Raw genomic sequence first — 23503 nt, 5'->3', positions numbered from 1 at the left:
ATTTTTATTTATTTTTTAGTTCTTCTAATAGTGTTGATATTTCCATTTTTTCTTTGGAAACTGATATTCTTCCTGAACGTACAAACTGCATGATTCCGAAAGGTTTTAATTTATTGTATAGTTCCTCAATATCTGAACGTCTTCCTGATTTCGAAATCACAAAAAAGTCTCTAGACACGGTTACTATTTCTGAATTACTTTCTTTTATTATATTTTGAATTTGCTTTTCGTCGAATAATAATCCTGATTCTATTTTGAATAAGGCATTTTCCAAGAAAATAGTTTCTTCATCAATATGATAAAAAGCTTTTATAACCTCAATTTGTTTTTCTATTTGGCCTACAATATTTTGCACCCATTTTTCTGTCGTATGCACAACAATCACAAATCTAGAAACATTTTCTATCTCTGATTCTGAGACATTTAAACTTAGTATGTTGATGTGACGCTTTAAGAATATACCTGATATTCTATTTAATAGACCAACGTTATTTTCTGAATAAACAGAAATGGTGAATGTTTGATTTTCCATAATATTAACTTAATCTGATATCAGAAACAGAAGCTCCTGTTGGAATCATAGGGAATACATTATTTTCTTTTTCTACCATAACCTCAAGGAAATAAGATTCTTTTGAAGCCATCATTTCAGCGACAGCAGCATCTAAATCTTCTCTTTTGGTTACTTTTTTTGCTTTAATATAGTAGCCTTCTGCAATGGCGACAAAATTAGGATTGGTCATCTCAGTCGAAGCATAACGCTTGTCAAAAAACAATTGCTGCCATTGACGTACCATTCCTAAAAATTCATTGTTTAGAATTACAATTTTTACAGGGACTTTCGTCTGAAAAATAGTTCCTAACTCTTGAATAGTCATCTGAAATCCTCCATCACCTATAATAGCAACTACTTCTCTGTCTGGCATCCCCATCTTAGCACCAATAGCTGCAGGTAATGCGAAGCCCATCGTTCCTAATCCTCCCGAAGTAACATTACTTTTTGTCGAATTGAATTTAGAATAACGACAAGTAAACATTTGGTGTTGCCCTACATCCGAAACCATAATAGCATCACCTTTAGAATGCTTATTAATCATTTCGATTGTTTCACCCATAGAAATTCCTTCCTTCTTAGGTTTCAACTCCTCATTTATTACTGCTTCTAATTCAATTTCATATAATTCTTTGAACTTATTGTGCCAAGATTCATGTGTATTTTTTTCGATTAAAGGCAATAGCGCCGCCAATCCTTCTTTTACATCACCTAAAACAGCCACTTCCGTTTTTACATTTTTATCAATTTCAGCAGGGTCAATATCAAAGTGAATTACTTTGGCTTGTTTTGCATACGTTTCTAAATTTCCTGTTACACGGTCATCAAAACGCATTCCCAGTGCTATTAAAACATCGCATTCATTTGTTAAAATATTAGGTGCATAATTCCCATGCATTCCTAACATTCCTACATTTAAAGGATGCTCTGTAGGTAATGCAGAAAGTCCTAAAATTGTCCAAGCAGCAGGAATTCCTGATTTTTCAACAAATGCTTTCAATAACTCTTCAGCTTGACCAAGAATAATCCCTTGACCAAAAACAATAAATGGTTTCTTCGCCTTGTTGATTAATTCCGCAGCTTCTTTTACCTTTTCTAGGTTCAATTTTGGAACAGCCACATAACTTCTAATTCCTGTACACTTTTTATAACTGAATTCGAATTCATCAAATTGTGCATTTTTAGTAATATCTACTAAAACGGGTCCTGGACGTCCTGATCTGGCAATATAGAAAGCCTTTGCCATGATTTCTGGAATCTCAGAAGCTTCGGTAATTTGGTAATTCCATTTAGTTACTGGAGTTGAAATCCCAATAATATCTGTTTCCTGAAAGGCATCAGAACCCAATAAATGCTTCCCAACCTGACCTGTGATACAAACCATAGGAGTGGAATCAATCTGCGCATCTGCAATTCCTGTAACCAAGTTTGTAGCTCCTGGACCAGAAGTTGCTATTGCGACACCAACTTTTCCTGTAGCTCTTGCGAACCCTTGCGCTGCATGTGTAGCGCCTTGCTCGTGGCGTACTAAAACATGGTGCAATTGATCTTTAAATTTATATAATTCATCGTAAACTGGCATGATTGCTCCACCTGGATAACCGTAAACCAAATCTACTCCTTCTTCTAATAAGCATCTAATAACGGCTTCAGCGCCTGATATTTTATTTGTTCCCATCGGTATTTATTTATTCGCTTAAGCGTAAAGGCTCTAGGCTTTATTTGTCAGTAACACAACCTGTTGAGGCACTTGAAACTGATCTTATATATTTTAGTAACACTCCTTTTTTGATACTTGATTCGGGTTGTACCCAATTTGCTTTTCTTGCTGCAAACTCTTCGTCAGAAATTTTCAGATTAATAGTGTTTTTGACCGCATCAATAGTGATAATATCTCCATTTTTGACTAATGCAATTCCACCACCATCAAAAGCCTCCGGCGTAACGTGACCAACAACAAAGCCATGTGAACCACCAGAAAATCTACCGTCAGTAATTAAAGCAACACTTTTTCCAAGTCCAGCACCCATAATAGCTGATGTAGGTTTAAGCATTTCCGGCATTCCTGGCCCACCTTTAGGTCCACAGTACCTAATGACGACCACATTACCTGGTTTTACTTCACCACCACGAACTCCAGTTATTACATCATGTTCGTTTTCATAAACAATAGCGTCACCTTCGAAATATTCTCCTTCGTTACCACTAATTTTTGCAACACATCCTTCTTCAGCAAGATTTCCGTATAGAATTTGGATGTTTCCTGTTGCTTTTAATGCTTTCTGAATTTCATGTATTACTTCTTGACCGTCGTTTAAATCTGGAACAACAGCTAAGTTCTCAGCTAATGTTTTTCCGGTAACAGTTAAACAGTCTCCATGCAATAGTCCTTGTTTTAATAAATATTTCATTACCGCAGGAACTCCACCAGCTTCATGAAGATCTTCCATAAGGTATTTACCACTTGGTTTCAAATCAGCAAGCAATGGTGTTTTATCACTAATGTCTTGAAAATCTTTAAGAGTAATTTCGATGTCAACAGCATGTGCCATAGCGATTAGATGCATTACCGCATTGGTAGAACCACCTAAAACAGCTACCATCGTAATTGCATTTTCAAAAGCTTTTCGTGTCATGATATCTCTTGGTTTGATATCTTTTTCTAACAAGATTCTGATTGCTTTTCCGGCATCGATACATTCTTGTTTTTTCTCTTCGCTTAATGCAGGATTAGAAGAACTATAAGGTAAACTCATTCCCAAAGCTTCGATAGCCGAAGACATCGTATTTGCCGTGTACATACCTCCGCAAGCTCCTGCACCTGGACAAGCATTTTGAATCACTCCTTTGAAATCCTCAGGAGCAATCGTGTTGTTGAATTTTTTTCCTAATGCTTCAAATGCAGAAACAATATTTAATGATTCTCCTTTCCATTTACCAGAATGAATTGAACCTCCGTAAACCATAATCGATGGGCGATTCACTCTCCCCATCGCAATTACAGATCCAGGCATATTTTTATCACATCCCGGAACAGCGATTAAACCATCATACCATTGTGCGCCCATTACTGTTTCGATAGAATCAGCAATAACATCTCTAGACACTAAAGAAAAACGCATTCCGTCAGTTCCATTAGAAATACCGTCACTTACACCGATTGTATTGAAAATAAGTCCTACTAAATCCTCTTTCCAAACTCCTTTTTTAATTTCTTTAGCTAAACCATTAAGGTGCATATTACAAGTATTACCCTCGTAACCCATGCTCACAATTCCTACTTGTGCTTTCTTTAAATCTTCTTCAGTTAAACCAATTCCGTACAACATGGCTTGTGCTGCAGGTTGCGTTTCATCTTGAGTTATGGTCTTGCTATATTTATTTAATTCCATTTATAGTGTTGTATCTGTATTTTTTTATTTAATTCGAAAAATTAAAAAGTATAATATATTTCCTTTTTTTAAACAATAGTTGACTGTCCGATAGTGACATTACTACTATTAAAGTACATCAAGTCATCTTTGCTCAAAATAAAATTAGAGATAAACTCCCCGATTTCATTTGTTCCATATTTAGAATCTGGATTCAAATCAGTAGTTACCACTCCGTATCCAATTGCAATTTCTACTCCGTCATATATTTTTTTAGCTTCTTCATGAAGTCCAAAATGCTCTAATAACATAGCAGCAGACAAGATACAGGCAACTGGGTTTGCTATATTTTTCCCTTTAGCTTGTGGATAAGACCCATGTATTGGTTCAAATAAAGCATTGGTAGTTCCTAATGATGCTGATGCCAATAACCCGATAGAACCTGTTATTACACTAGCTTCATCCGATAATATATCTCCAAATAAATTTTCTGTCAAAATAACATCAAACTGTCTTGGATTAAGAATAATTTGCATGGCTGCATTATCTACAAACAAGAAGTCTAAAGCTACTTCTGGGTAACTTTCGCTAACCGTTTTTACCACTCTTCTCCATAAACGAGAAGTTTCAAGGACATTAGCTTTATCAACCATTGTTACTTTTTTTCTTCTGTTTTGTGCCGATTGGAAAGCCAAATGAGCAATTCTTGTAATTTCTTCTTCTGAGTATTCACATAAGTCAGAAGCTACAGTTCCTGATTCGTTTAATTTTTTCTCTCCAAAATAAGAACCACCTGTCAATTCTCTAAAAATAGTAAAGTCAGCACCTTCAATTATTTCCTTTTTCAAAGGAGAAGCGTCTAATAATGCTGCATATGGTTTTATTGGTCGAATGTTTGCAAAAAGACCTAATTCCTTTCTTAATCTTAACAATCCTTGCTCTGGACGAACTTTTGCATCTGGATTGTTATCGTATTTTGGATCACCGATAGCGCCAAACAACACTGCATCTGTATTAAGACACAAGTTTAGTGTTTGTTCAGGAAGTGCGCTTCCCGTTTTATCTATAGCAACAGCGCCAATAAGTGCGTCTTCAAAAACAAATTCATGGTCGTATATAACTCCAATTGCATATAATGCTTTTTTTGCTTGTAAGATCACCTCAGGACCTATACCATCTCCTGATAATACTGCTATTTTTAAATTCATGGCTTTCGGTTATTAATTTCTTATTAAATCACTTTCTATTTTACAAGCTTCGATAATCTGATGTATATCGTCATCAACGACTTCTTTTTTAACATCTGCAAATCTCAAAAACTCTATGTATACTCTATCTAATTGTACTTTTGTAAGTTCGTACCCTACTTTTTTGGCTCTGTAAGCTAATGCAGCTCTACCACTTCTAGCTGTAAGAACAATTGAAGATTCATTAACACCTACATCTAAAGGATCCATGATTTCATAGGTTGCTCTATTTTTAATAACACCATCCTGATGAATTCCTGAACTGTGTGCAAAAGCATTGGCTCCTACTATAGCTTTGTTAGGTTGTACTATCATTCCCATACTTTCAGAAACCAAACGACTCATTTCATTCAATTGTTTGGTATCAATATCAGTATATAAATTTAAATAAGGATGTTGCTTGAAAATCATTACCACTTCTTCAAGTGCTGTATTTCCGGCTCTTTCCCCTATTCCATTTATCGTACATTCAATTTGTCTGGCTCCGTTTACCGCACCTGCAATAGAATTGGCTGTTGCCATTCCTAGATCATTATGACAATGGCAAGAAAGAATAACGTTTTCAATACCTTTTACGTTTTCACGTAAATATTTAATTTTTGCACCGTATTCTTCTGGTAAACAATATCCTGTCGTATCCGGTATGTTTAGTACCGTTGCTCCTGATTTTATTGCTTCTTCACAGACTCGTGCTAAAAAATCATTATCAGTTCTTCCGGCATCTTCAGCATAAAACTCCACATCTTCCACATAGGATTTAGCATGAGCCACTGCAAACTTTGCTCTAACAATAATATCTTCTCTTGTCGTATTTAATTTATGAACGATATGTGATTCAGAAGTACCTATTCCTGTATGAATACGTGGTCTTTTAGCATATTTTAAAGCAGCTGCCGCAACATCTATATCATTTTTTACTGCTCTGGTTAACCCACAAACAGTAGCATTTTTCACAATTTTACTAATTTCAGAAACGGACAAAAAATCTCCGGGACTAGAAACAGGAAATCCAGCTTCAATTATATCAACACCCATTTCATCCAATCGATTTGCTATAACGAGTTTTTGTTTGGTATCTAATTTGCATCCGGGAACCTGTTCTCCATCTCTTAAAGTAGTATCAAATATTTGGACTTTCTCTCTATTCATTTTCATTTATTTAATGTAATTTCACATCTCGATAACAAAGTTATATTTCATTACAGTAAAATAAAATTCAATTTAATGAAATATACTGTTTATAAAGACAGTAAAAACTTTGTAAACTATTGATTTACATATAATTAAGCTCCTATATTATACAATGGCTAACCATCAAAAAGATTTTTTATTCGTACTAATAAAATCCTTATCTAAATCAGAAAAAAGACAATTTAAGATTTTTGCAAGCCGACTTGAGACTAGTTCGAATACAAAATTTATCGAACTGTTCAATATTTTAGACAAATCAGAAGTCTATGATGAAAAACTTATATTGAAAAATGGGATCATAAAAAAAGTACAACTATCCAACTTGAAATCGTATTTATACAAACAGATTTTAGTTAGTATTCGATTGAATATTCCAAGTCAAAACATTCGATATCAGCTAAGAGAACAAATTGACTTTGCCAGTATTCTATATAACAAAGGCTTGTACAAACAGAGTTTGAAGCTATTGGATAAAACAAAAATCCAAGCATTAGAAAACGATGAAAAGTACATGGCTTTTGAAATTGTCGAATTTGAAAAATTAATCGAGTCCCAATACATCACACGAAGTATTCAAGGACGAGCAGACGAATTAGTAATTCAAGCCAAGGAATTAAACTATAAAAACACCATTTCCAGTAAGTTATCAAACTTATCTCTACAGCTTTATGGCATCATGCTAAAAACAGGTTACGTAAAAAGCGATGAAGACCAACAGTATATTGACTCCTATTTCCACAAGCATATCGCTAAATTTGATGAAAGCAAATTTGGGTTTCGTGAAAAGTATTGGTTTTATAATGCGAATCTATGGCATAGTTTTTTGGTTCAGGATTTTTTAGGGAGTTACAAATACGCGTACAAATGGGTGACTCTGTTTTATGACAATCCTAATATGATCTATTTGAATCCGGTATTCTTCCTCAAAGGAAATCACTATTTACTGGAATCCTTATTCATGTTGAAGTACAAATCTAAATTTAAAAAATACCTTTTAAAACTAGAAGAGACGATACAAGACCCTCGTTTTCCGGTGAATGACAATATTGCTTCCTTGTCTTTTCTTTATTTATATAACAATAAATTAAATTACCACATACTGGAAGGTACTTTTGAAGAAAGTGAATACCTGATTCCTGAAGTGCTCGACAAGATTAAGTTGCATAGTGAGCATCTTGATGAACATCACGAAATGATGTTTTATTATAAAATAGCCTGTATTTATTTTGGTACCGAAAAGTATGCCGAATCCATATACTATTTAGAGAAAATCATCAATAATAAGAACCTCACGATGCGTGAAGATCTGATGTGTTTTGCGCGACTCCTTTATTTAATAGAGCATTACGAAATGGGAAAAGATTTTAATTTAGAATCCCAATTAAAAAGTACATACAAGTTCTTATTGAAAATGAATGATATGCATGAAGTGCAAAAAGAAATCATTCGATTCATGAAAAACTTGAATTCATTTTATCCAAGTGACATCAAGAAGGAGTTCATAAAAATGAGAGAGCGATTTATTGAATTGGAAAAAAACACTTATGAAAAAAGAGCTTTCCTTTATTTAGATATCATCTCGTGGCTAGAAAGTAAAATTGAAAACAGAAAAATTGCTGATATAATTAGAGAAAAAGCAAAACTGAATAACCGCTAGTAAATTAAGTAGACTACCGTCGATTTATAGTATAAAAAAAGTCCGCCTAAAATTAGATTTTAGACGGACTCTTTGTTTATAAGCATTATTTGAATTCTTTTCTTGCTCTAATTATGTCATCAAAAGAGCAACATTTTACAAACTCTTGTTCTCCATCGATTACGATGGGTAAAAAGATGAATTCCACTTCAGATAAATCTTCTTTTAAATAAAATGCGATATCATCTAATTTATAAAACCATTCTTTATCAAATTGCATTTTATTTATAGTGGCATCTTTCAGTATTAATTTTTCATTTAAAGGCTTCATTTTTGAAATCAATTTTTAGATTCTAATTTTTTTCAAAATTACACTATCAAGGTATAGTTCACAAATAATAATAAAACGAGGTTTTCTAATCATTTGTAATAACGCAACAATCTACTTTCAAAATTTACACTTCGACTTTTTACTATTCATTTAATTACTATTTTTATAGAAATAATAAAATTAAAAAAGATGAACGGATTTTTCAAGACAATAATTGCCGGTTACGGAGCAAAAAAAATGGGTTGTGGTTGCGTAGGAACAGTCATTATGTTCATAATTATCTATTACATACTAGGTTATTTTTAGAATTCAAAAAATAACAGAATGCGGTATTTGATTTACTTTTTTCTCTCTTTCAGCATTAATTCCTTAATGTATTTTACTGGAGCACTGCCGTAGCTCAAGAATTTCTCATGGAATTGTTTTAAGTTAAACTTAGTAGTTTCTTCTTTTTTAAGCATTTCCCTAAAATCATAAATTTCAGTGTAGCCCGTAAAATATGAACACAGTTGAACCTGAGACAAATTAACACGATTCCACTTCCCTTCTGCTTCGGCTTGCTGCTGAAAAGCTTCCGTAACTAACAAATTCATGGCTTCTTCCTTTGTCATGTTCTTAGTATGCACACTATAATCTAAAATAGCATTACAAGTAGTTCTTAGATTCCATTTATAATACATCAACCACATTTCAGCTGAGTTTTTGTATCCACTTTCCAACATCATTCTTTCGGTATATACCGCCCAACCTTCTACCATCGCTCCATTCCCGAAAATTGCTTTAATCAAACTTGGTGATTGATTGCTGTATACTAATTGAGTATAATGTCCCGGTATTGCCTCATGTATATTTAGTATTTGTAAAATATAATCATTGTACTCCCTTAAGTAGCTCTCTGATTTTTCTGCACTCCACCCTGACATGCTTCCTACATTATAATAGGTGTTGGCATTTTTATCATAAGGTCCAGGCGCCGAAATAGATGCTCCAGCAACCCCAGCCATGTAATCCGGCTCTTTACGTACAACCAAAGGTTTTGAAGGATCGATATAAAGTAAATCTTTAGCTTTTACATACGCCACAAGTTCAGGTATTTGTTTCTCTATCTCTGATTGAAATTTAGCAGGTGTAGTATGTTGCAGAGAAATCTTATCTATAACCATTTTAATCAGTTGCAACTTATCAGCTGGCTTAGGTGTTGATTTCATATATTTTGGCCACAAAGAATCGGCCAATGCAAACATCTTTCCATGCAATTCCTTTTTATGATTTACTGCCTTTTTAAAAATAGTGTCGGCAGTAAAACTAGACTGAATATCCAAATCAAATTTTTCAGTGTACAATTTTGCACCTAATCTAAAAGAGCGCGGCGTTTTATTATCTAAATCCTTTAACCAATTAGTGTAAACAACAATGGCATGTACCGCTGTTTTAGCTTTTTCCCTAATCTCTTTTTTCTCCGTATCAGACAATTTACTTTTGCCTAAAGCGGAAATCAAATCTTTCTCAAAAACAGATATGCCTCCTAAATTCTGAGAAATCGCAAGGGCTGTATGCTCTAGCGTTGGATTTTTTATATTTACTTTTGCTGCTTCATAATAAGCCGGAATCGCATCCATTTTAATACTAAAACTATGCAGACGGACTTCTAAATCATCATATTTTCCATTTAATATTTCTGCAAAAGCACCACTTACATTATATTCTGCAGGATTCCATTCGTACGATTTTAATTTATCAATAGAAAAAATGGAACTTTTTAATTGATTTTGTATCATGTAAAAATCAATGATATTATTGTCCGAAAGATTTTTCAAAGGGTATTTTTGAAGAGAATCTAGTTGGGCATGAGCAAAATCTAATTGTCTTTTTATATAGGTCGAGTCCGAAACCACCAAAACACTATCCAACTTATGATATCCTTGATTAGCAGCCCAATCTGGATACAATTCCCAAAGAGAAGTAACAAAACTTTCTTTATACTTCTCGAAGTTCTTATTGGAATCTATTGGATCTGCCGTTTCCTCTTTTTTCTGACATGAAAACAGTAAAACTAGGAACAGAATGGAGACAATATTTTTTTTCATTGGTTGTTTTTAAGATTTTAAAGATAAAAAAAAATGCTGTTCAATGAACAGCATTTTAAAATCTATATTTAATAGGCTAAAAGAGCCAATAAATCCTTTTCAAATCGACCTTTCGGCAAATATTGATCTTCTAGTGCTTTTGTAAATGGAATAGGCGTATCTAAACTGGCAACTCTTTTTACAGGAGCATCCAGATGTCTAAAGCATTCCTCCATAATCATCGCCGATATATCGCTGGCAATACCTCCAAACATACTGTCTTCCTGATAAATAATCACTTTACCTGTTTTTTTAACAGAAGCAAAAATAGCTTCAGTATCTAAAGGTTGCAACGTTCTTAAATCTAATAAATCAGCTGAAATTGTTGGGTTTTTATCTAAAGTTTCTAATGCCCAATGTACGGCAGCTCCAAATGCGATTATCGTAACCTCGTTTCCTTCTTTTAATAAAGCGGCTTTGCCTAATGGTAAGGTATAATAGTCTTTTGGGACTTCTTGATACACGCTACGGTACAATTGTTTGTGTTCAAAAAACAGCACAGGATTCGGATCATTAATAGAAGCATTTAGTAAACCTTTAGCATCATAAGGAAAAGCAGGATACACTACCTTTAAACCAGGTGTTTTAGTAAACCAAGCTTCATTGGTCTGTGAATGAAAAGGCCCCGCTTGCGTTCCACCACCGCAAGGCATACGAACCACAACATCAGCATTTTCTAACCAACGGTAATGTGACTTAGCCAATAAATTGACAATCGGATTGAATCCTGTCGAAACAAAATCAGCAAACTGCATTTCTACAATCGCTTTGTATCCGTTGATGGACAATCCCATTCCCGCAGATACTACGGCACTCTCACAAATTGGTGTATTGATTACTCTTTCTTTTCCAAACTGTGCTACAAATCCATCGGTAATTTTAAAAGCACCACCATATTCAGCTATATCCTGTCCCATGATAACCAAGTTGTCATGACGTTCCATAGATTGCCTTAAACTACTAGAAATGGCGTCTATAAATCTTATTTTTTCTGTAACTCCTGAAGGACTAATTATCTCAGGGTTAAATGGTTTAAACACATCATTTAATTCTTCACTTAATATTGCTTCAATTTCAGGTTCTGCATTGGCAAGAGCCAGACTTTCATCGATTTCTTTCTTGATTTCGCTTCTTAGTGTAGTATCAAACTCATCCGTAAGGATTCCGTTTTCTTTTAAAAAGCTACGGTAATTTTCTACGGGATCTTTTACAGCCCATAGATCCATTAATTCTTGAGGAACATATTTAGTACCACTCGCCTCTTCGTGTCCACGCATTCTGAAGGTTTTAAACTCCAATAAAACCGGACGCGGTTTTTCAGTCATAGAGCTTTTCAATTCTGACAGTAAATTATATACTTCCAGAATGTTATTTCCATCAATAATATGACTTTCCATTCCGTATCCTTTCCCTTTATCAGCGAGGTTTTCGCAACGGTATTGCTCGTTTGTGGGTGTCGAAAGACCGTAGCCATTATTCTCAATTACGAACATAACAGGTAATTCCCAAACTGAGGCAATATTCAAAGCCTCATGAAAATCCCCTTCACTGGTAGCTCCTTCTCCGGTGAAAACTGCGGTGATTTTCCCGTTTTTCTTTAACTTATTGGCTAATGCGATTCCATCAGCAACGCCTAACTGCGGTCCAAGATGCGAAATCATCCCAATAATCTTATATTGTTGGGTTCCAAAATGGAAACTTCTATCCCGACCTTTGGTAAAACCATTGGCTTTTCCCTGCCATTGGGAGAACAAACGGTACAATGGAATATCCCGACCGGTAAATACCCCTAAGTTTCGGTGCATTGGCAAAATGTATTCATCGGTATCCAAAACTGCCGTCACTCCGACGGAAATGGCTTCTTGTCCGATTCCTGAAAACCATTTGGATACCTTTCCCTGACGAATGAGGATTAGCATTTTTTCTTCTATAAGCCTTGGCTTAAGGATTCTTTTGTATAGATCTAATAAGGTTTCGTCAGTAAGATTTTTTCTGTCAAAGTTCATTTTATTGGCTTTATTACGCGATTCAAAGATAAAAAAATATAACAGTTTTGGTTAAATTTGTTATATTTTTTTACCTTGTTTTTATCATTTAAAATTCTATTAAAAAATTATTTAATATATTTGTCTGAGCAAGGCTTTTAACGCCTTGTAAGTTATTAAAAAATAAGTATAATATGCAAAACATTCCTAGTGTTGACTTGCGTGATTTCCTTTCGGACGACCCGAAACGTAAACAAAAATTTGTAAATGAAATCGGAAGTGCATTTGAAGATATTGGCTTCGTAGCACTAAAAGGTCACTTTTTAGATGATCAATTGGTAGAAGAATTGTACGGTGAAATAAGAAATTTTTTCGCTTTACCATTGGAAACTAAACATAGCTACGAAATCCCAGGAATTGGAGGGCAAAGAGGCTATGTTTCTTTTGGAACAGAACATGCCAAAGGAAGAAAAGAGGGAGATTTGAAAGAATTTTGGCATTTTGGTCAGTATGTGAGCGAAAATTCAAAATACGCTTCAGAATACCCCGAAAATGTAGAAGTTAAAGAATTACCTCGTTTCAATAGCGTAGGTAAAGAAGCTTATCAAATGCTGGAAAAAACTGGTGTTTATGTATTGAGAGCTTTAGCTTTGCGTTTAGGTTTGGACGAATTCTATTTTGACAATTATGCCAAAGATGGAAATTCGATCTTAAGACCTATCCATTACCCACCTATTACCTCAGAGCCAGCAAACGCCCTTCGCGCCGCTGCTCATGGTGATATCAACTTGATAACCCTGTTAATGGGAGCTCAAGGAAAAGGATTACAGGTTCAAAACCACAAAGGCGAATGGATTGATGCCATTGCTCAACCGGATGAATTGGTAATTAATGTGGGCGATATGTTATCGCGCCACACCAACAATAAATTGAAGTCAACTATTCACCAAGTGGTTAACCCACCAAGAGAATTATGGGGAACTTCAAGATATTCAGTGCCGTTTTTTATGCATCCTGTGAGTGACATGCCATTAAATTGTTTAGAAAACTGTATTGATGCAGAAAACCCGAAACAGTTTGAAGATATTACCGCTGGTGACTATTTATACGAACGGTTAGTAGATTTAGGATTAATTAAAAAATAAATTCCAAAAAATAAATTCCAAATTCCAATAAATTTACATTGGGATTTGGATTTTTTTTTACCCAATCCTGAAATTGGGATTTGGAATTTAAAATATTTGGAATTTAAATTAAAAATTATGGACTTACAAGACCAATTAAAAAATCTTTTTCCAAATCACGAACCGGCTCCCGTAGAAGCTGCGGAAGAAGTTGCCCATGAATTATACGTTCAAAAAGAGCCCATGATTTGCAAATTCGAAAAAAGAAAAGGAAAAGCCACTACCATAATTGAAGGTTACGAAGGTTCAGACGCCGATTTTAAAATTCTTGCCAAAGAAATCAAAACCAAGTTAAGCGTTGGCGGCACTTTTAAAGACGATTCCATTATCATTCAAGGAGATTACCGCGATAAGATCATGGAAATATTAAAGGTTAAAGGCTTCAAAGTAAAACGTGTGGGAGGATAATCCCCTCCTAGCCTCCCCGAAAAGGAGGAACCAAAACGGTATAAATAAAATTGCAATCTAAATCCGGCACTGGCTCCCTCTCCTTTGGAGAGGGCTGGGGTGAGGAAAAAAAGTAAAAACATATGATACAATCATCAGAATTAATATTAAATCCGGACGGAAGTGTATACCACTTGAATCTAAAACCGGAACATATTGCTCATGACATCATCTTTGTGGGTGATCAAAATCGTGTGGAAAAAATCACACAATTCTTTGACAGCATCGAATTTTCGACTCAAAAAAGAGAATTCAAAACCCAAACGGGAATGTTCAAAGGCAAAAGAATAACGGTAATGTCCACAGGAATAGGTCCTGACAATATTGATATCGTAATCAATGAATTGGATGCCTTGGTAAATATTGATCTAGAAACCCGCAAACCAAAAGAAAAGCTGACTTCGCTAAATATCATCCGAATTGGAACCTCAGGATCTTTACACGCTGATATTCCAGTGGATAGTTTTGTGATGTCTAAATTTGGACTAGGCTTAGACAACATGCTTCGCTCCTATCTTATTGATGAAGTGTCAAACCTAGCGATGGAAGACGCTTTTGTGAAACATACTAATTGGGATGTGCGCAAAGGAAAGCCTTACGTAATTGCCTGTTCAGAAACACTGGAAAAAATTATCGAAAGCGACAAAATGCACAAAGGAATCACAGCTACTGCAGGAGGTTTTTATGGCCCACAAGGTCGTGTATTGCGTTTGAATATTCAAGATGAGAATTTAAATTCTAAAATGGATAATTTTAAATTCGAAGACAACAGAATCACTAATCTCGAAATGGAAACGGCAGCAATCTATGGACTTTCGGCGCTTTTAGGTCACAACGCCTTATCGCTGAATGCCATTATCGCTAATCGTGCTTCGGGAACTTTTAGTGAAGACCCATACAAAGCGGTAGACGAACTGATTGCTTATACTTTGGACAAATTGTCTAAAAACTAATTGATTTAGGAGCTATTTCCCGTCTCGTCCAAAGACGAGATTGCAATCTTTTTTCGGTAAAAACCTCAAAAAAGGATTTCCACTTCTATCGGGGCTATAATATATAGTACAAACAGGAACTCATTGTAAGATGAATATAAGAATAGAAACCGAACGTTTAATCCTAAGAGAGATCATTCCTTCCGATGCCGAAGGAATGTTTCTTTTGGATTCTAATCCAAATGTACATTTGTATTTGGGCAACAATCCCGTGCGCTCTATCGAACAATCAATGGATTATATAGAAAACCTCAGGATTCAATATATTCAAAACGCTATTGGTCGGTATGCTGTTATACTAAAAGAAACGAATGCGTTTATTGGTTGGGCGGGTATAAAGTTCATCACGGAACCGGAAAACGACCATCTTAATTTCTACGAAATTGGGTATCGATTGAGAGAAGAATTTTGGGGAAGAGGCTATGGTTATGAAGCGGCAAAAGCTTGGCTGCATCATGGATTTATGAAAATGAATATTCAAACTATTTATGCATCCGCACATATTAAAAATGTTGGTTCCAGAAGAATTTTGGATAAAATTGGCTTGCGCTTAGTTTCTGAATATAGTCATCATGACATCCCTTGCGTTTGGTATGAATTAGACAAAAAAGACTATCTAAAATGAAAATAATAAAAATAGCTGGAGTACCGGAACATTTCAATTTACCTTGGCACCTATCCATAGAAAAAGGCGATTTTGAAGCCAATAATATTGATTTACAATGGACTGATGTTCCTGAAGGGACCGGAAAAATGTGTCAGATGCTACGTGATGGAGAGACTGATATTGCAGTAATACTCACGGAAGGTATTGTAAAAGATATCGTTGCCGGAAACCCAAGTAAAATTGTACAGGTTTATGTGCAATCGCCTTTAATATGGGGTATTCACGTAGCGGCAAAGTCCAATTACAAAACCCTTTCCGATTTAGAAAACACCAAAGCAGCTATTTCTCGTTTGGGTTCCGGTTCTCAATTAATGGCGTACGTAAATGCCAATAATCAAGGATGGGAAACAGACAACCTTCAGTTTGAAATTGTAAATACCATTGATGGAGCTGTCGAAGCTTTGACCGCGGGAACTGCTGATTACTTTATGTGGGAACGTTTTATGACTAAACCATTAGTCGACAAAGGAATTTTCAGACGAATTGCAGATTGTCCAACACCTTGGCCTTGTTTTGTAATTGCTGTTCGTGATGAAATATTGAAAAATAATCCTGAGGCGATTAAAGACATCTTGAGCTGTATCAATGAAACAACCAAAAGTTTCAAAGACATTCCCAATATTGACAAAACTTTAGCCGCTAATTACAACCAAAAAACAGAAGATATTCAAGAATGGTTATCATTAACTCAATGGTCAGAAAAACCATTAACAACAAAAATGTTAAACAATGTTCAAAATCAACTATTTCAACTGAAAATCATTGATAAAATAGGTACTTTTGATGAAATTGTAAAACTACTCTAGTTTTTTGATTGTTGGTGGCACTATGATAAACATTAAAAATATTTCATTTAAAAATTTTACACAAAAACTTCGGGTTAAAAAACCCTGGGATGACGTTATCATTTTTGTTATGAATATTTTAATTGCGATTCCTCTTTTCATAATTGCCCATCAGAATTTAATTGAGCTAAACTGGTTTTTTAATCTTGACCGAATCCTTTTGTTTTTGCTGATAATTGTAGCAATACAATTGGTATTAAGACTTTTAAGGACCATCATTATAATATGTATCTTCTTATACATTTTAGTTTTGTTTTATGGCACCGCATCTGGAAATTATGGTTTCAACAGTGTTTATGAAGATTATGATTCGATGTTGTATACCATGTCTGATAATCCAAACCCGCAAGATATCATCATTGCGAAACTGCTGCCATTTCCCAATAAATCTAAAATTATAAGTGCTATTGAGTATGAAAACCCCCGAGTGCGAAATTTTGCCATTATGGCTACTTCAAAGCACTTCAAAAACATAAAAGGTTATTCAGATTACAGAACAATCATTCAATGTTTTGCTGTGTTTAAGGAAATAAACAGCCGTTGGAATTATGTAAGTGACCCAAAAGACGGAGACTATATTGCAACCGCAAGTGAATCTTTGGGGTATTTTTCGGGAGATTGTGACGACCATTCTATTTTGATGGCCGCCGCTGTACGAGCCATAGGAGGAACTCCACGACTCATTCATACTAAAGGACACATTTACCCCGAAATTCTAATCGGTACTCTAAATGATCTGGAAACCGTGAATTACTTGATTAAAAACGTACTGTTTGAAAAGGAAAGCTATCAAAAGCAGCTTCACTATCATATTGATGAACGCGGTCAAGTTTGGCTTAACCTTGATTATACCGCTAAATATCCTGGAGGGCCTTTCCTTTCCGAAGAAATACTAGGTGCCCTCACACTCTACTAAGTTTAATTTAGATTTTTAATTGTCCCAAAATCTCATAGGAATGAAGTCTAGCTTGATGATCATATATAGCAGATGCTACCATTAATTCATCGACTTTGGTTTTTTCAAGAAAATAGTCTAATTCTTTTTTTACTTTTTCTGGACCGCCTATAAAAGTATACGCAATCATTTGTTGCAATGCCGCTTCTTCCATTGGATCCATAAAACCTTCGCCAGGATCAACCGCTTCTTTAAGCTGCTGTCTGTTTCCTGTTATAATTCCGAGGAATAATCTCTTAAAAGAAGTCGCTAATCGCGCTGCCTCTTGATCAGTATCAGCTGCAATTACATTGACACAAGCAATCACATAAGGTTCTTTTAATTGTTCCGAAGGCTGAAAATTATTACGGTATATCGATAGGGCTGTTAGTAATTGCGCAGGGGCAAAATGACTTGCAAAAGCATACGGTAGTCCTTTAGCGGCTGCTAAATAGGCGCTGTCAGTACTCGAGCCTAAAATCCAGATTGGGATATCTAATCCTTCACCTGGAATAGCGCGAACACGTCCTTTTTTATTCCCTTCAGAAAAATACAGTTGTAGTTCTTCCACATTAGCAGGGAACTCCTGAGCTGCATGTGCATCTCTATTCAAAGCTGCTGCCGTAAATTGATCCGTTCCGGGAGCACGACCTAATCCTAAATCAATTCGGTTAGGAAAAAGTGTGGCTAGTGTTCCAAATTGCTCGGCTACGATTAGAGGTGCGTGATTTGGCAGCATAATACCACCCGAACCTACTCTTAAAGTAATTGTTCCTGCTGCAATATGTCCAATTAAAATTGAAGTTGCGCTACTCGCTATTCCCGGCATATTGTGATGTTCTGCTAACCAAAACCGTTCGTAGCCCCATTTTTCAACATGCTGAGCAAGATCAAGACTGTTTTTAAAAGTATCCGCTGCATTACCTCCATCTCTAACTATTGCGAGGTCTAAAACTGATATTTTTGTTTGGGAGAGATTATTTTTATTCATGAATTACATTTCTTATTGTAACAACAAAAGTAAGGATTGTATTATTTGTTTTGGCACAATGAAATACTAATAGGAAGTTAAAAAGGACGTTTGAACTTAGCCATTATGAAGATCATCTATTTTCTATTTGGTTTTCATTTTCAATAGTTAAATTTCGCTATCTTGAAGAAGTTTTAAAACGTAATTCAATTCATTATGGGAAATTCAAAACTTAAAGCGTTTACACCCCTTTTTTACCTTGTGTGGTCTGATGATCTCTTGAGCCAAAAAGAATTCGTGACTTTACAAAAATTTATCATTTCCCAGAACTGGCTTTCTAAAGAGGAACAAGCATCTCTTCTTTCAAAAATTGCTATTGCATCCCCTCCATCTAGAGAAGTCGTGGCTAATTGGAAATCTGAAATTGAAATTATTCTTCAGGAAAACCCTTTAATAAAATCCATTTTTGATATTTCAGTCTTACTTTCTGAAAATGATCGAACCATCAGCAATCTTAAACCTGCTTTTGCAAAACTTGAAAATGATTTAGGAATTTCAGGCGAGGAAGCAATGGGTGATTTCAAAACAATTGCAAATACCTTTACTTCAAATTATCACACTAGCAATAGGTTTGAAATAGAAAAACTAACTCAAATTCTGGATGGAAAGCAAGGCGAAATTATTAAAAAAGTAAAAACTATTATAAGCCGACCTGAGTTTGCCTATGAAACTTCCACGGACACTGCTGTATATCGGGAAAAAGTCTTTGACTGGTGTAAAATTCTTGCAAAAGAAAAACTAGGAAATATGGCGTATCCAAAAGAATATGGAGGTGGTGATAATATTCAAGATTATTTTGCAATAATGGAAACATTGAGTTACCACGATTTAAGCTTAGTTATCAAGTTTGGCGTACAATTTGGACTTTGGGGAATGAGTATTCAATCTCTTGGTACCGAGAAACATTACAGTAAGTACTTAAAAAATATTGGCACACTTCAACTCCCTGGCTGTTTTGCAATGACAGAAACAAATCACGGTTCGAATGTGAAAGGAATCGAAACAACGGCAACATATAGTCATAAAAACCAAACATTTACCATTCATACACCACATGAGAAGGCGCAAAAAGAATATATTGGAAACGCCGCTATACACGGTCAGATGGCTACGGTATTTGCTAAATTAATCATTGACGAAACTGATTATGGCGTTAATGCGTTTATCGTTCCGCTTCGTGATGCCAATAATACAATTCTAAAAGGAGTTACTATAGGTGATTGTGGACTTAAGATGGGACTTAATGGCGTTGATAATGGGACAATTCGATTTGAAAACGTAGTAATTCCAAAAGAAAACATGCTCGATCGTTTTGCTTCTGTTACTGATAAAGGAGAATTTGAAAGTCCGATTCCAAGTGATAACAGACGCTTTTTTACTATGTTAGGAACTTTGGTTGGTGGCCGAATTGGGATCCCTAGATCTGCATTGGCTGCAGCCAAATCTGGTTTAACAATTGCAATTAGATATAGCGATCAGCGGAGACAATTTGGTCCTGAAGGTGGTTCTGAAGTTCCAATCTTAAATTACCGAATTCATCAACGCAGACTCCTTCCATTGCTAGCAAAAACATATGCAATACATTTTGCGCTACAATACGTTACGCAGCGTTTCATTAATAAAAGTGAATCTGAAATGCCTGAAATTGAAGCTCTCGCTGCGGGTATGAAGGCCTACTCTACTTGGAGTACAACTGCCATTTTACAGGAATGTCGCGAAGCTTGTGGTGGTAAAGGTTATTTATCTGAAAATCGAATTGATGCTTTAAAAAATGATACTGAAATCTATACTACTTTTGAAGGTGACAATACCGTATTGATGCAATTGGTTGCCAAAAACCGTTTGTCAGAATTCCGAAAATCATTTGGGCATATGGATGCAATGGGAATGATTAATTATGTTTATGAGAATACCAAAACCTATATTTCTGAAAAGAATCCAATTATAACCAGGAAAACGGATGAATTGCATTTAATCAATGAGGAATTTCATTTGGAGGCTTTTCAATACCGAGAAAAAACAACTTTGGCTTCTGCGGCAAAACGAATAAAAAAACTAATTGATAGCGGACTAGATCCTTATGATGCATATAATATTATACAGCATCAAATGATAGATGTTGCTCAAGCTTACCTAGAACGAGTTGTATTAGAGCAATTTCAAGAAGCCATACAAGCCATTGAGGACAAAAACTGCAAGGAAGTGCTGTTGAAATTATATCAATTGTATGCACTTTCTCAGATTGAAAAAAATAAAGGTTGGTATCTTGAGGATGGTTATATGGAAGCTGTAAAAACAAAAGCCATACGAAAGATGGTCAATCAACTTTGTTGGGAAATTAGACCCGATGCTGTTTCCTTAGTAAATGCATTTGACATTCCTGACAGTTGTCTTGCTGCGTCTATTGCATTCTAAAAGGCATGATATTAACTTAATCTCATTTATAAATTAATCTAGTACTTATCTTTTTATCATATAAAACCTAAGTGATGTAATACCCTTTGGTTTTTTTTATAGGTTCAATATGTTTATTATCAAGCTCCAACAGCGTATTTTCAATCATTGCAGACATCGCATCTAAGGCTAAATCATTGGGTTCAACACCAAATGGATCTTCTAATTCATCTGCAATTGCTTCAAGAGCCACAAAGGTGTAAGCAATAAAAACGATCACAAACGGCAAAGTCCACAACATACTTTCCCCAAAACCAAAAGGAAGTAAAAAACAATAAATATATACTGTACGATGTAATAAGACACTATACGTATACGGTATGGGAGTACTAGCTATTCTTTCACACCCTCCTATAATATCTGATAATTTATTAAGATTTTCATCAAAAGCAATCTGTGTTATACTGTCTAATTTTCCATCATTTTTCGCTCTATTTACCCAAATACCCAATTCTTTTAGAATAACAATGGGCTTAAAAACAGCGATTTGTAGTTTTTTATTATACGAATTCATTAAAAGGCGCTCCAGATCTGCGTCAGGATTTGTTTCTCTTAACTGGTGTTTTAAAGCATGAACTAACGCTGCAAGCATTTGTATGAAATGAGTTCGTTGTTTTTCATAATCCACTCCATCGATTAGCGTATGTGATTGGCGAGCAAGTGAGCGTGTATCATTTAAGAGTGCGCCCCAAAGCTTTCTACCTTCCCAAAATCGATCGTAACTAACCGTATTTCTAAATCCCAAAAAAATAGCTAAGGCAATTCCAAAAAGAGTAAAAATTGCTGGGTTAATATAAAGATGATATTCGAGTAAAGAATCTCTAAAATAGACAATAGCAGTCGTGTAGAGGAAAAGTATAAATAAGCGAGGTAATAATTGAGGAAGGACTGAACCGTTCCATTCAAAAAGCATTCCGAACCAGTTTGTTTTTTTCTTTGTAATCATTCTGTAAATTTAATGATTTATGCCTACTTCACTGCTAAGTTTATCTTTGATTTATTTAAGAGCTTCTTCAGTTACGAAAATTAAGAACAAAAAAAACTCCTCAATTTCTTGAAAAGTTTTGTGCATTTTTCCAACAGAGAATCCTCCATATATTTTAGAATTAACACTATAGTAACAGATCGTAAAAATATTAACCCAGAAAACATAGTTGTAATACTATTTACATCTAATATATTCTTAAATTTTAGATTTTATTCTGCTCAGTGTTTCATTAGAAATATTAATATAAGAAGCTACGATTTTATTGGGAAGCCGTTTAACAATATTTGGGTTTATTTTAAATAACTGATCATATCTTTCTGCCGCATCCAAAGTCGTAAACGACATTAATCTTTTTGAATTATTAACGTATGCTTTTTCTAAATAAATAGTATAAAAGTCCTTCCATTTGGGAACAATTTTCATAAGATGTCTAAAATCGTCGTGACTAATGCAGAAAAGTTCTGAATTTTCAATCGCCTGAATAATTTCCTCCGCTGGCTCCTTTGTTATAAAACTGACTAGAGCTGTGGCAAATTGATTTTCAAAGGCAATATATCGAGTGCTATCTTTTCCTTCATTATTTATAAAATAAATTCTAAGGCATCCTTTCTTTACAAAATAACTAAACTCACTAACTTTTCCATGTGCAAGTAAGATTTCATTCTTATTCTTTTTTATAATTTTAAAATAAGACAGAATTATTTTTAAATCTTCCTCTCCAAAATCAATATTTTTTTTTAAGTAAGCTGCAAGCTCGTCGAATTCGTTCATTTAATTATAGTCTCTAACAAATTTACGATAATGAATAATATCTTCTATAGATAAAACAACTAAATCATGTTTATCCGCAAATTTTACGATAGTATCAATGTCTGCCATTGTTCCATCAGCGTTCATTAACTCACAAAGCACTGCTTCTGGCTCTAATCCCGCTAATTTCATTAAATCCATACTCCCTTCAGTATGCCCTTTCCTTTCTAACACTCCATTATTTCTTCCTCGTAATGGAAAAATGTGACCAGGCTTAGCTAAATCAGAACTACTTGCATTTTCAGCACAAGCAACCTGAATAGTTTTCAATCTATCTGCTGCTGAAACACCTGTAGTAACACCTACTTTGGCCTCGATAGAAATTGTAAATGGAGTTTGAAAACTACTCGTATTTTCCTTAACCATATACGGTAAGGCCAGTTTGTCCGCTTTTTCATTAGATAAACAAAGACATACGATACCACTGCATTCTCTAATCATTAACGCCATGTTCTCAGTAGATAAATTATGGGCCGAAAAAATTAAATCTCCCTCATTTTCTCTGTCTTTATCATCCGTTAAAATTATTCCTTTTCCGTTTTGAAGATGTTTAAATGCGTTTTCTAAACGTTCTTGACTTGTACTTCCAAATTTTTCTAACGGATTTGATTCTATAGCTACCATCATGATTTACGTGATTTAAATTTTACTTGATGCAAATCTAAAGTTGTTTTTTATCAAAAAATTTGACTTATGTCAATTAATGAAAGTT

Annotated in this window: 20 protein-coding genes; 8 read left to right on the top strand and 12 right to left on the bottom strand. The window is 34.8% G+C overall.

Features of this window, described 5'->3' with window-relative positions:
- Window positions 1-4 precede the first annotated feature (4 nt).
- The 5 genes from ilvN to BLV35_RS08380 all read right to left on the bottom strand — a co-directional run bounded on the left by ilvN (window position 5) and on the right by BLV35_RS08380 (window position 6320).
- A complete protein-coding gene (gene ilvN / locus BLV35_RS08400) occupies window positions 5-532 on the bottom strand; it encodes an acetolactate synthase small subunit (protein WP_091087892.1) in 528 nt (175 codons plus the stop codon).
- Window positions 533-536: 4 nt separating this feature from the next.
- Entirely contained in the window at window positions 537-2231 is a 1695-nt protein-coding gene (gene ilvB, locus BLV35_RS08395; protein WP_091087889.1) for a biosynthetic-type acetolactate synthase large subunit, read from the bottom strand.
- A gap of 40 nt (window positions 2232-2271) precedes the next feature.
- A complete protein-coding gene (ilvD, locus tag BLV35_RS08390) occupies window positions 2272-3945 on the bottom strand; it encodes a dihydroxy-acid dehydratase (RefSeq protein WP_091087884.1) in 1674 nt (557 codons plus the stop codon).
- 68 nt (window positions 3946-4013) lie between these two features.
- Window positions 4014-5132: a 3-isopropylmalate dehydrogenase gene (gene leuB / locus BLV35_RS08385; RefSeq protein WP_091087880.1), complete on the bottom strand. Its 1119-nt coding sequence runs from the start codon at window positions 5130-5132 to the stop codon at window positions 4014-4016.
- 12 nt (window positions 5133-5144) lie between these two features.
- A complete protein-coding gene (locus tag BLV35_RS08380; protein WP_091088526.1) occupies window positions 5145-6320 on the bottom strand; it encodes a 2-isopropylmalate synthase in 1176 nt (391 codons plus the stop codon).
- Window positions 6321-6474: 154 nt separating this feature from the next.
- On the opposite strand from BLV35_RS08380, the gene BLV35_RS08375 reads away from it, so the two are divergent.
- Complete coding sequence (locus BLV35_RS08375) at window positions 6475-8019, top strand: hypothetical protein (RefSeq protein ID WP_091087876.1); 1545 nt, start codon at window positions 6475-6477, stop codon at window positions 8017-8019.
- Window positions 8020-8104: 85 nt separating this feature from the next.
- Here the strand turns inward: BLV35_RS08375 and BLV35_RS08370 are convergent, their stop codons facing one another.
- The 3 genes from BLV35_RS08370 to BLV35_RS08360 all read right to left on the bottom strand — a co-directional run bounded on the left by BLV35_RS08370 (window position 8105) and on the right by BLV35_RS08360 (window position 12461).
- Window positions 8105-8329 carry a hypothetical protein gene (locus tag BLV35_RS08370; RefSeq protein WP_091087872.1) on the bottom strand — a complete coding sequence of 75 codons (225 nt, stop codon included), beginning with the start codon at window positions 8327-8329 and terminating at the stop codon, window positions 8105-8107.
- Window positions 8330-8667: 338 nt separating this feature from the next.
- Window positions 8668-10416 (bottom strand): DUF885 domain-containing protein, encoded by a 1749-nt coding sequence (locus tag BLV35_RS08365; RefSeq protein WP_091087869.1) that lies wholly within the window; start codon window positions 10414-10416, stop codon window positions 8668-8670.
- A gap of 68 nt (window positions 10417-10484) precedes the next feature.
- Window positions 10485-12461: an alpha-ketoacid dehydrogenase subunit alpha/beta gene (locus BLV35_RS08360; protein ID WP_091087866.1), complete on the bottom strand. Its 1977-nt coding sequence runs from the start codon at window positions 12459-12461 to the stop codon at window positions 10485-10487.
- Window positions 12462-12634: 173 nt separating this feature from the next.
- Here BLV35_RS08360 and BLV35_RS08355 point away from each other — a divergent pair, with 173 nt between their 5' ends.
- From BLV35_RS08355 to BLV35_RS08330, 6 genes are all read left to right on the top strand, one after another.
- A complete protein-coding gene (locus BLV35_RS08355; protein WP_091087862.1) occupies window positions 12635-13585 on the top strand; it encodes an isopenicillin N synthase family dioxygenase in 951 nt (316 codons plus the stop codon).
- Window positions 13586-13702: 117 nt separating this feature from the next.
- Complete coding sequence (locus BLV35_RS08350) at window positions 13703-14032, top strand: translation initiation factor (RefSeq protein ID WP_091088522.1); 330 nt, start codon at window positions 13703-13705, stop codon at window positions 14030-14032.
- 122 nt (window positions 14033-14154) lie between these two features.
- Complete coding sequence (locus tag BLV35_RS08345) at window positions 14155-15024, top strand: nucleoside phosphorylase (RefSeq protein ID WP_091087859.1); 870 nt, start codon at window positions 14155-14157, stop codon at window positions 15022-15024.
- A 130-nt stretch (window positions 15025-15154) separates the two neighbouring features.
- Complete coding sequence (locus BLV35_RS08340; protein ID WP_091087854.1) at window positions 15155-15688, top strand: GNAT family N-acetyltransferase; 534 nt, start codon at window positions 15155-15157, stop codon at window positions 15686-15688.
- Complete coding sequence (locus BLV35_RS08335; RefSeq protein WP_091087851.1) at window positions 15685-16536, top strand: substrate-binding domain-containing protein; 852 nt, start codon at window positions 15685-15687, stop codon at window positions 16534-16536. Before BLV35_RS08340 ends, BLV35_RS08335 begins: the two co-directional genes overlap by 4 nt.
- 22 nt (window positions 16537-16558) lie before the next feature.
- The gene (locus BLV35_RS08330) at window positions 16559-17491 is read left to right on the top strand and encodes a transglutaminase-like domain-containing protein (RefSeq protein WP_091087846.1); all 933 of its coding nucleotides are present in this window, start codon (window positions 16559-16561) and stop codon (window positions 17489-17491) included.
- A gap of 7 nt (window positions 17492-17498) precedes the next feature.
- Here BLV35_RS08330 and BLV35_RS08325 read toward each other — a convergent pair whose 3' ends face one another.
- Window positions 17499-18500: an LLM class flavin-dependent oxidoreductase gene (locus tag BLV35_RS08325; protein ID WP_091087842.1), complete on the bottom strand. Its 1002-nt coding sequence runs from the start codon at window positions 18498-18500 to the stop codon at window positions 17499-17501.
- 195 nt (window positions 18501-18695) lie between these two features.
- On the opposite strand from BLV35_RS08325, the gene BLV35_RS08320 reads away from it, so the two are divergent.
- Window positions 18696-20954 (top strand): acyl-CoA dehydrogenase family protein, encoded by a 2259-nt coding sequence (locus BLV35_RS08320; RefSeq protein ID WP_091087840.1) that lies wholly within the window; start codon window positions 18696-18698, stop codon window positions 20952-20954.
- 67 nt (window positions 20955-21021) lie between these two features.
- On the opposite strand, the gene BLV35_RS08315 is transcribed toward BLV35_RS08320, so the two are convergent.
- The 3 genes from BLV35_RS08315 to ribB all read right to left on the bottom strand — a co-directional run bounded on the left by BLV35_RS08315 (window position 21022) and on the right by ribB (window position 23415).
- A complete protein-coding gene (locus tag BLV35_RS08315) occupies window positions 21022-21939 on the bottom strand; it encodes a bestrophin family protein (RefSeq protein ID WP_091087837.1) in 918 nt (305 codons plus the stop codon).
- Window positions 21940-22176: 237 nt separating this feature from the next.
- Entirely contained in the window at window positions 22177-22752 is a 576-nt protein-coding gene (locus BLV35_RS08310; protein ID WP_091087835.1) for a Crp/Fnr family transcriptional regulator, read from the bottom strand.
- Complete coding sequence (gene ribB / locus BLV35_RS08305; protein ID WP_091088518.1) at window positions 22753-23415, bottom strand: 3,4-dihydroxy-2-butanone-4-phosphate synthase; 663 nt, start codon at window positions 23413-23415, stop codon at window positions 22753-22755.
- Between the last annotated feature and the right edge of the window lie 88 nt (window positions 23416-23503).

The organism is Flavobacterium gillisiae (genome assembly GCF_900107635.1).
Classification (GTDB): Bacteria; Bacteroidota; Bacteroidia; order Flavobacteriales; family Flavobacteriaceae; genus Flavobacterium; species Flavobacterium gillisiae.
Note: the sequence above shows the minus strand (reverse complement) of the source record. Positions and strands in the feature narration are given on the sequence as shown.